Source organism: Oribacterium sp., assembly GCF_057249185.1.
Genome location: NZ_DBHIGR010000084.1, coordinates 1 through 9,262, shown reverse-complemented (window position 1 = coordinate 9,262; position 9,262 = coordinate 1). Strand labels below are relative to the sequence as shown.

Annotated in this window: 9 protein-coding genes; all 9 read left to right on the top strand. The window is 47.2% G+C overall.

The genetic code is table 11. The features are described from left to right. The first annotated feature begins 294 nt into the window (after positions 1-294). The 9 genes from ACO4PX_RS06120 to fabZ all read left to right on the top strand — a co-directional run bounded on the left by ACO4PX_RS06120 (position 295) and on the right by fabZ (position 8,527). Positions 295-525 carry an acyl carrier protein gene (locus ACO4PX_RS06120; protein ID WP_007157597.1) on the top strand — a complete coding sequence of 77 codons (231 nt, stop codon included), beginning with the start codon at positions 295-297 and terminating at the stop codon, positions 523-525. 103 nt (positions 526-628) lie between these two features. Next, positions 629-1,504 carry an acetyl-CoA carboxylase, carboxyltransferase subunit beta gene (accD, locus tag ACO4PX_RS06115; RefSeq protein WP_485571992.1) on the top strand — a complete coding sequence of 292 codons (876 nt, stop codon included), beginning with the start codon at positions 629-631 and terminating at the stop codon, positions 1,502-1,504. A gap of 142 nt (positions 1,505-1,646) precedes the next feature. Next, the gene (locus ACO4PX_RS06110) at positions 1,647-2,561 is read left to right on the top strand and encodes an acetyl-CoA carboxylase carboxyltransferase subunit alpha (RefSeq protein ID WP_315365125.1); all 915 of its coding nucleotides are present in this window, start codon (positions 1,647-1,649) and stop codon (positions 2,559-2,561) included. Positions 2,562-2,571: 10 nt separating this feature from the next. Continuing rightward, positions 2,572-3,603, top strand: a complete 1,032-nt coding sequence (locus ACO4PX_RS06105; RefSeq protein ID WP_472469743.1) for a 3-oxoacyl-ACP synthase III family protein — start codon at positions 2,572-2,574, stop codon at positions 3,601-3,603. 28 nt (positions 3,604-3,631) lie between these two features. Beyond that, positions 3,632-4,549, top strand: coding sequence for a nitronate monooxygenase (locus tag ACO4PX_RS06100; protein ID WP_040649265.1), 918 nt, complete (start codon positions 3,632-3,634; stop codon positions 4,547-4,549). 9 nt (positions 4,550-4,558) lie between these two features. After that, complete coding sequence (gene fabD, locus ACO4PX_RS06095; protein ID WP_485571991.1) at positions 4,559-5,497, top strand: ACP S-malonyltransferase; 939 nt, start codon at positions 4,559-4,561, stop codon at positions 5,495-5,497. Between the two features lie 118 nt (positions 5,498-5,615). Continuing rightward, positions 5,616-6,362 (top strand): 3-oxoacyl-[acyl-carrier-protein] reductase, encoded by a 747-nt coding sequence (gene fabG / locus ACO4PX_RS06090; RefSeq protein WP_485571990.1) that lies wholly within the window; start codon positions 5,616-5,618, stop codon positions 6,360-6,362. Between the two features lie 204 nt (positions 6,363-6,566). Then, positions 6,567-7,802 carry a beta-ketoacyl-ACP synthase II gene (gene fabF / locus ACO4PX_RS06085; RefSeq protein WP_485571989.1) on the top strand — a complete coding sequence of 412 codons (1,236 nt, stop codon included), beginning with the start codon at positions 6,567-6,569 and terminating at the stop codon, positions 7,800-7,802. Between the two features lie 296 nt (positions 7,803-8,098). Beyond that, positions 8,099-8,527: a 3-hydroxyacyl-ACP dehydratase FabZ gene (gene fabZ, locus ACO4PX_RS06080; protein ID WP_007157588.1), complete on the top strand. Its 429-nt coding sequence runs from the start codon at positions 8,099-8,101 to the stop codon at positions 8,525-8,527. Positions 8,528-9,262 lie beyond the last annotated feature (735 nt).

Below are 9,262 nucleotides of genomic sequence, written 5' to 3'. Positions count from 1 at the left end.
GGCAAAACAAAGCATGAGAAAAGACTTTCCTTTTCGAAGAATTAGGGAAGGAAAAAGATAAAATTGCAAAAATAGGGAGCTGTGTTTTTCACAGCTCCCTTCTCCTATGGGAAAAGGGGTCGGATGAGAATGTATTCTCCCCCGGCAAGAAGTGGTTTTCAAAACCACTTCTTGCATATTTTAAACTATATCCCTTAAAAAAATATTCTATTGACAATTTTTTTATTTACAGTTATATTGCTTTCGAAAATTTAATTAAAATAATTTTTAGTAAAAAGGCGAAAGGAGTTCAGTATGGAATTCGAGAGATTAAAGGAAATCATTGTAGATACTTTGGCATGTGATGAGGATAAGGTTACTTTAGAGGCAGATATGCAGAAGGACTTAGAGGTGGATTCTCTTTCCTTAGTGGAGCTGCACATGGCTTTAGAGGATGAGCTGGGCGTTTCCATTCCTGATGGAGAAATCGGAAAGATGCATACCGTAAAAGATATTTTAGACTATGCAAATAACGCAAAGGCGTAAATTAATCAAGATAGAAAGACAGAAAAACAGGCGTCCTTAGGGACGCTTTTCTCAAAGAAAAGAATTGTTTCTAAAGGAAAGGTCAAGAACCATAGGAGGAAATATGAAATCACCCATTCAAAGTCTGGTAGAGCTGGTGAAAGACAGGGACTTACGGCAAAAAGCCAATAAAGATACCATGAGCGGAGCTGCCCCATTAAAGGTGCCTGCAACCTTTATCAGCTGTAGAAAATGCGGAAGAAGAGCACTTCATTCCCGTTGGGAAGAAAATTACTATATTTGCCCTCATTGCGGTTCTTACAGTCCTATCGGAGCCTATTATCGCTTGAAAATGCTTTATGATCCGGGAACCTTTCAGGAGCTGGATCAGGATATGGCGGTAAAGGATCCTTTGGATTTTCCGGAGTATAGAGAGAAGGCGGAAAGCCAGGCGAAAAAAACCGGCCTGAAAGAGGCGGTGGTTTCTTCCAAGGGAAAAATCGGAGGAATTCCTGTGGTGGTATTGGTACTGGACAGTCGCTTCTTTATGGGCTCCATGTCCCAGGCGGTAGGAGAGAAGGTAACCAGAGGAATCGAAGTGGCGGATAAGGAGCAATGCCCCTTGATTATCTTCTCCGCTTCAGGAGGAGCCAGAATGCAGGAGGGAATCTACAGCCTTATGCAAATGGCAAAGACCTCTGCGGCAGTGGAGCTTTTCTCCGAGCACGGGGGACTTTTTATCAGCTATTTAACTCACCCCACCACAGGAGGAGTAACTGCAAGCTTTGCCACATTAGGAGATATTACCCTGGCAGAGCCGGGAGCGCTCATCGGTTTTGCCGGCCCCAGAGTTATTGAGCAGACCATTAACAGTAAGCTCCCCAAGGGCTTCCAGAAGAGTGAATATCTGGAAAGCCACGGCTTCGTAGACAAGATTGTGGAGAGAAAAGATATGAGAGACACCTTGATTCAGCTTTTGAAATTACACCAGAAGGCCTAAGACATTTTCATAGAAGAAGCTTCCGTTGCACAGAGTAAAGAAAGGTTACGGAGCGGGAGCGGTCGGATAGAAAGATTTCAGACCAAGAAAAAGAAAGATGGAAAACAAAATTGTCGGAATCAGGAATCAAGGAGGAATATAGATGATTAAGGAAGTATTGGAAAAAACAGACGCCTTAGAAGAGAAAATTCAGGCTCTTCTTGCGGAAGAAGAAAAAACCGAGGAAATCAAAGTTTTACAAGAGGAAAAGAAGAAGCTTTTAGATAGCTGTAAGGATTTGGAGCCGGGAGATCGGGTATTTTTGGCAAGACACCCTAGACGCCCCCATGTGGAGGACTTCGTTTCCGCCCTTTTTACAGACTTTTTCGAGCAAAAGGGAGACCATCTTTATGATGAGGATCGCTCCATTTACGGAGGAATTGCCCGTTTTCATGGACGTCCTGTAACGGTGCTGGGTCACAGAAAGGGAAGAACGGTAGAAGAAAATCTTTCCTGCAACTTCGGAATGACCTGTCCGGAGGGCTATCGTAAGGCAAAAAGACTTATGGAGCAGGCGGAGAAGTTTGACAGACCGATTATTACCTTCGTAGACACTCCTGGAGCTTACCCGGGTCTGGAGGCGGAGCAGCACGGACAGGGGGAGGCTATTGCGAAAAACCTTGCCTTTATGAGTTCTCTCCATGTGCCGGTGATTGCGGTGGTTACGGGAGAAGGAAGCTCCGGCGGTGCTTTGGGAATCTGCGTAGCCAATAAAATTTTGATGCTGGAAAATGCCATTTACTCCGTTCTAAGTCCGGAGGGCTTTGCGACCATTTTATGGAAGGACAGCTCCCGTGCGGCAGAGGCGGCAAAGGTCATGAAGCTTACCGCAAAGGATTTAAAGGAAGCCAATGTGGCGGATGAGGTTGTGCCGGAGTCCTTGGGAGGTGCCCAGGATGACCCGGAAAGTCTTTACAAGGCGTTGGATCAAGTCTTGGAGAAGACTTTAGCATACTACGATGGTATGAGTCGTCATGAAATCCGTAAGGACAGACTCTCTAAGTTCAGAAACATTTAGGAAAAGAGGAATGATGGAAGGACTAAAGATACTTGGCCTTGGATCGGCTATCCCAAGCAAGAGGGTACACAATGATGACCTGGCGAAGCTGGTGGATACCAGTGACGAATGGATTTTTCCTAGAACAGGCATTCATGAAAGACGTTTTTGTGAAAAGGATGAGAGTGCGGGAACCTTAGCGGTTAAAGCGGCTAAGGAGGCTGTAGAAGATGCGGGACTAAAGGGAGAGGACATCGGGGTGATTGTGGTGGCTACCATGTCTCCGGACTTCTCCACCCCGAGCCTTGCAGCCATCGTGGCAAGGGAATTGGGCACGAAAGAAGATGTTCCCGTATTGGATTTGAATGCGGCCTGCAGCGGTTTTGTTTACGGGCTGGAGGTGGCTAGGGGGCTTTTACTTTCCACCAATAAGGACTATGCCCTGGTGGTAGGAACGGAACAGCTTTCCCGACTACTGAAAATAGAGGATAGAACCACCTCCGTCATTTTCGGAGACGGAGCAGGAGCTGCTGTGGTGAAAAGAGATGCCAAGACTCTCTACGCTTCCTACTTGGGCTCTAAGGGAGATTATTCCATTATGGCTCCCGGCATATACACCGGAGCCTTTGACGGCTTCTATGAGGATGGCACGGAGAATCCGGAGAAGCTGGGAGAGGGAGTCAGTGCCGGAAAGCATGAAAAGCTGGATCACCTGGTAATGGATGGAAAGGGGGTTTTCCTCTTTGCCATTGACATCGTTCCTCATTGCATTGAGAAGGTCTTAGAAAAGACCGGAGACAGCTTGGAAACCGTGCAGCATGTGGTTTGCCACCAGGCCAATTCCAGAATCATTCGAAATGTGGTACGACACATGAAGGCGGATCCTAAGAAGTTTTTTGAAAATATGGAGTATTTCGGAAATACCTCCGGAGCCTCCATCCCCATGGCTTTAAAGGATATGCAGGAAAAGGGCCTTTTACATTCCGGAGACAAGCTGGTTTTGGTGGGCTTCGGCTCGGGACTGACCTATGCCTCAGCAGAAATTCAGTACGAAAAAGCGTAGAGAAAGTAAAGGAAATTAAGGAGAGATTATGACCGGATTACAGGAGATGTTAGGAATTCGTTACCCCATTATTCAGGGAGGAATGGCCAATATTGCCACAGGAGCTTTTGCGGCGGCTTGTTCCGACGCGGGAGCCCTGGGCTTGATTGGAACAGGAGGCATTCGAGAGGCAGAGGGTCTTCGTAAGGAAATCCATATCCTTCGGGAAAGAACCGACAAGCCCTTTGGGGTGAATCTCATGCTGATGAATCCGGAAACCGATAAGATGGTGGAAATCTGCATTGAGGAAAAGGTGCCTGTGGTAACCACCGGAGCCGGAAATCCCGGCATTTACATGGAAGCCTTTAAGGCAGCAGGAATCAAGGTGATTCCTGTGGTGCCGGCTCCCATCTTGGCGAAAAGACTGGAAAAGCTTGGAGCGGATGCGGTAATTGCAGAGGGCTGTGAGTCCGGAGGTCATATCGGAGAAATGACCACTATGACCTTGGTGCCTCAGACCGTGGATGCGGTTTCTATTCCCGTGATTGCAGCAGGCGGTGTTGCGGATAATCGGCAAATGCAGGCAGTGCTTACCTTAGGAGCCTGCGGCGCCCAGATTGGTACCGCTCTTTTGGCGGCGGAGGAATGCCCCATCCATGAAAATTATAAGGAGGCGGTACTGAAGGCCTCCGGCTCCGACACCATTGTGACAGGAAGAATTGCCGGTGTACCTGTACGAGTTTTAAAGAATCAGATGAGTAGGGAATACCTAAGTCAGGAAAAGGCGGGAGCGGATAAGATGGAACTGGAAAAGTTCACTCTGGGCTCCCTTCGCAGGGCGGTTTTTGACGGAGATACCAAAACCGGATCCCTCATGGCAGGACAGACCTGCGGACAGGTTACTAAGATTCGTCCGGTGGCGGAGATTTTAGCGGATATTTGCCGGGGAATTCCCGGGATTTCATAAGGAGGAAAGATGAAGACAGCATTTTTATATGCAGGACAGGGAAGTCAGGTTAAAGGAATGGGAAAGGACTTATATGAAGCCTTCCCCGCCTTTCGAAAGGCCTATGACGAGGCGGAGCTGGACTTTGATGTAAAGACGCTCTCCTTCGAGGATCCGGAGGGAAAAATCAATGAAACCCGTTATACCCAGCCGGCTCTTGTGGCATTTGCCTGCGGTATGACAGCGGTTTTACAGGAAAACGGAATCAAGCCGGATTATGCGCTGGGCCTTTCCCTGGGAGAATACTCCGCACTGGAGGCGGCTTCCGTATTTTCCGCAAAGACAGCGGTGGAAATGGTAGCCTTCCGTGGTAAGAAAATGGAAGAGGCCTCCAAGGGAATCGAATCCTCCATGGCGGCAATACTTGGGATGTCTGAGGAAGCTTTGGACAAGGTTTGTAAGGAAGTGGGAGGCGCTGTGAGCCTTTGTAACCTAAACTGCCCGGGACAAATCGTTATCGGCGGAGAAAAGAAGGCTGTGGAAGAGGCCTCCAAACTGGCTTTGGAGTCAGGTGCCAAAAAGGCGATTCCTTTAAAGGTTTCCGGACCTTTCCATACCTCTTTTATGAAAAGTGCGGGAGAAGCACTGCGGGAGTATTTTAAGGGAATTCCTTTCCAAGAGGGAACTTGCCCTGTGCTTCACAACTTCTTGGGAAGAGAAAGACAGGAAGGAGACCCAAGCGTTCCGGAACTTTTGGTGGAACAGGTACAAAAGCCGGTGCGTATGGAAGAGGATCTTAGAAGACTTCTGGACCTTGGGGTAAGAAACTTTGTGGAAATCGGTCCGGGAAAGACCATTTCCGGCTTCTTAAAGAAGACCGCCAAGGATATGGGCATCGAAGACTTTGAAGTAGTAAGCTTGGAAAATAAAGAAGAGCTGGAAGCGTTTTTAGAGCGTAAAAAAGCTTAGATTCCGGCTCTGGAAAGCAAAGAAAAAAGGGATAAGCCTTTCAACAAGAGTAAAGAGGGAGCAATAGAAAGGACTATCCTTTGAATGTACAAGGCGTAATGGATAGAAAGGAAGGAAGATGGCGGAAAGAGAGACTTGTCTGGTTACGGGGGCCAGCGGAGGTATTGGTAGTGCTATTGCCTTGAAAATGGCGGCGGAGGGAAGAAATGTGGTGCTTCACTACGCCGGAAATGAAGCTGCGGCTAGGGCTGTAGAAGAAGAGATTCATAAAAGCTACCCTTCCGTGGAAACCCTCCTTTGTCAGGGAGATATCAAGAAGGAAGAGGATGTGGAAAGGATTGTGGCAGAAGCTGTTGCCCGTTTCTCCGAAATTGAGGTTTTGGTGAACAATGCAGGAATCACCAGAGACAATCTTTTTCTGAAAATGTCTTCGGAAGACTTTGATGAAGTCCTGGATGCCAACCTTCGAGGCGCTTTCTTGTTTTCCAAAGCGGTAGGGAAGCTGATGATGAAAAAGCGTTACGGCAGAATCATTCAGATTTCCAGCATTGTGGGAGTTCATGGAAATGTGGGACAGAGCAATTATGCGGCTTCCAAGGCGGGGCTTATCGGTATGTCCAAGTGCCTTGCCCAGGAGCTGGCAGGAAGAAATGTGACAGTGAATGTGGTTTGTCCCGGTTTTATTGATACGAAAATGACGGAAAGTCTACCGGAAGCGGTAAAGGAAGAGATGCTACGGAATATTCCTATGAAAACCTTTGGTACCGGAGAAGATGTGGCAAATGCTGTGGCCTTTTTCGCAAGGAGAGAATCTCGCTATATTACAGGAGAAACCCTCTTGGTAGATGGCGGCATGGGAATGTAGAGTGAAACTATAGAGTGGTAACATAGAAAGAAACTATGAGTGACAATATAGAGCGAAGATATAGTTTGTAAAATCAGAGTGCAATCTATAGAGCAAAAAATTGTTTGTAAAGCAGAGTGCAAATCTATAGAGCAAAATATTGTTTGTAAAACAGAGTGCAAATCTAGAGTGCAATCTTGATTGGAAATGGAGAAAAAGAATACTATGGAGAGAAGACGCGTTGTGATTACCGGATTAGGAACAGTGAACCCCACCGGAAATTCCGTTGCGGAAAGCTGGCAGGGAATTCAGGAGGGAAAGGTGGGCATTGGCCCCATTACCGCCTTTCCGGCAGAGGACTTCAGCATTCACTTAGCCGGAGAAGTAAAGGATTTTCATCCGGAGACCGTTTTTGATAAAAGAGATTTAAAACATATGTCCCGCTTCACCCAGTTTGCCATGTGGGCAGCAGAAGAGGCGGTAAAGGATAGCGGTATCGTAGGAACTCTTCCCGAGGAAGAAATCGGCTGTATCGTTTCCAGCGGAATCGGCGGTCTGCAAACTATTGAAGCAGAGCATACTCGTGGTGCTTCCAAGGGCTTTGAGCGTGTAAATCCTTTCTTCATCCCCATGTCCATTTCCAATATGGCGGCGGCGGAAATTGCCATTCGCCATCATTTAAAGGGAATGTGCATTTGCCCGGTAACTGCTTGTGCAGGCGGCTCCAATGCCATCGGGGATGCTTTCCATAGAATCCGAGACGGCTATGAAACCGCTATGGTTTGTGGTGGAACCGAGGCTACCATTTCCGAATTGGGAATCGGCGGATTTTCCAGTATGAAGGCTCTTTCTCAGGTCAGTGAAGTGAGCAGAGGATCTATTCCCTTCGATAAGGAACGTTCCGGTTTCGTGATGGGAGAGGGTGCCGGCATTTTAGTGCTGGAGGAAAGAGAGCACGCTCTAAAGAGAGGAGCAAAGATTTACGGAGAGGTGCTGGGCTACGGTGCCAACTGTGATGCCTTCCACATTACCTCCCCTGCACCAAACGGAGAAGGGGGAGCGGATTGCATGAAGCTTGCGTTAAAAGATGCCAATCTTGCTCCTGAAAAGATTGATTACATCAATGCCCACGGCACCTCCACCAATTTAAATGATAAGGGTGAAACCGCCGCCATCAAGACGGTTTTTGGAGAGAGAGCCTATTCTATCCCCGTATCCTCCACCAAGTCCATGACCGGACACCTTTTGGGAGGGGCGGGAGCAGTAGAGGCCATCTTCTCCGTGCTGGCTTTGAAGGATAGCTTTGTACCTGCCACCATGAATTATCAGGTAAAGGATGAAGAGCTGGATCTGGATTATGTACCAAATCAGGGAAGAAAGCAGGAGCTGCATTACAGCCTTTCCAATTCCTTAGGTTTTGGCGGCCACAATGCCTGTCTGATTTTTGGAAAAGCAGAGTAGTTTCCCCGCAGTAATATAGTACGTGAATAGAAAGATGGAACTGTTAAACTAAACTTGGCTTTCTTCTGCTGTATAGCTTTAAATTCGGGCACGCTCCCGCTAGCCTCGCCCTGCAGCAGTACTAAGCTTCAAGCTTCGCTACACTCGCTTTCAGCAAGTACCGGCGGGCTCAGACTACCCGTATTTTAAAGCTATACAGCCGAAAAGCCACTTTAAGTTATTTTAACAGTTCCATCTTCAATACGAACTCCATCGGCGGGGAAACTGCCGGTGGAATTTTTTTAGAGGAGGTCAATATGCCTAAGTTAAACATTGAAGAAATCAAAGCCATTATTCCCCATCGTTATCCTTTTTTGCTGATTGACGAAATTCAAGATTACGAAGCGGGAGAATTTGCGGTGGCAAAGAAATGCGTCACCATCAACGAGCCCTTCTTCCAAGGGCATTTTCCCTCCTATCCGGTAATGCCCGGGGTTTTGATTGTGGAAGCTTTGGCACAGACCGGGGCAGTGGCTCTTTTGGCTCTTCCGGAAAATAAAGGAAAGATTGCTCTCTTTGGGGGAATCAAGAACTGTAAGTTTAAAAAACAGGTTCGTCCGGGAGATGTACTGGAGCTTAGCTGCCGAGTAGTGAATAGAAAAGGCCCGGTAGGAATAGGAGAGGCGGAAGCCAAGGTGGATGGCAAGACCGTAGTGAAGGCGGAATTGACTTTTGCAGTGCAGTAGAGCTTTATGCACTACGGAAAAGAATAGTTGCTAAAAACTGAAGTGGTTTTTCGGTAGTGGAGGGTTGAAAGCGGGGCACGCTCCCGCTAACCTCGCCTACCAGAAGTACTAAGCTTCAAGCTTCGCCCTGCTCGCTTTCAGTAAGTACCCGGGGCTCAGATTACCCCGCTTTTCAGTTCGGCACTGGCGGAAAACCCCGGACTAACTTTGAAGCATTCTTTTCCGTAGTACATAAAGCGGAAGAAAAAATTTTAGGGAATCTGAGCGCTGCTTTGAAGTCCTGCCGAAAGAAGAAAGGAATCAGAGAAACTTGGAGTGCATTTTGCGACACCAGCGAAATAACAAAAGGCTCTTCATCCTCCAATTTTTTCTATAAAATTCACTTGTTTAGATGGAATGCATTTTATTTTCCTGTTTTTAATGTTTCTCATTTCGAACTTCTGAGACTGACAAGGGATAGGATTTACAATGTCGAACAGCATTTCTGCGGTACAGCTTCCGATGAGGGCAATCTGAGCCCGCCGGCACTTGCGAAAAACAAAGGAACTGCTGTTTTTCGCTTAGTGTCCGCTGCAGGGCGAAGTTAGCGGGAGCGTGCCCGAAGAGGAAGGTTGTACCGCAGAATGCGTTTCTATACTTCTTTTCTGCCCTCAGATTCAGAAGAGAACCATTAAAACCCCTTATATAAAATCATTTTATTAATAACAGTTGAAATTTTATAGAAAAATTCCTTAT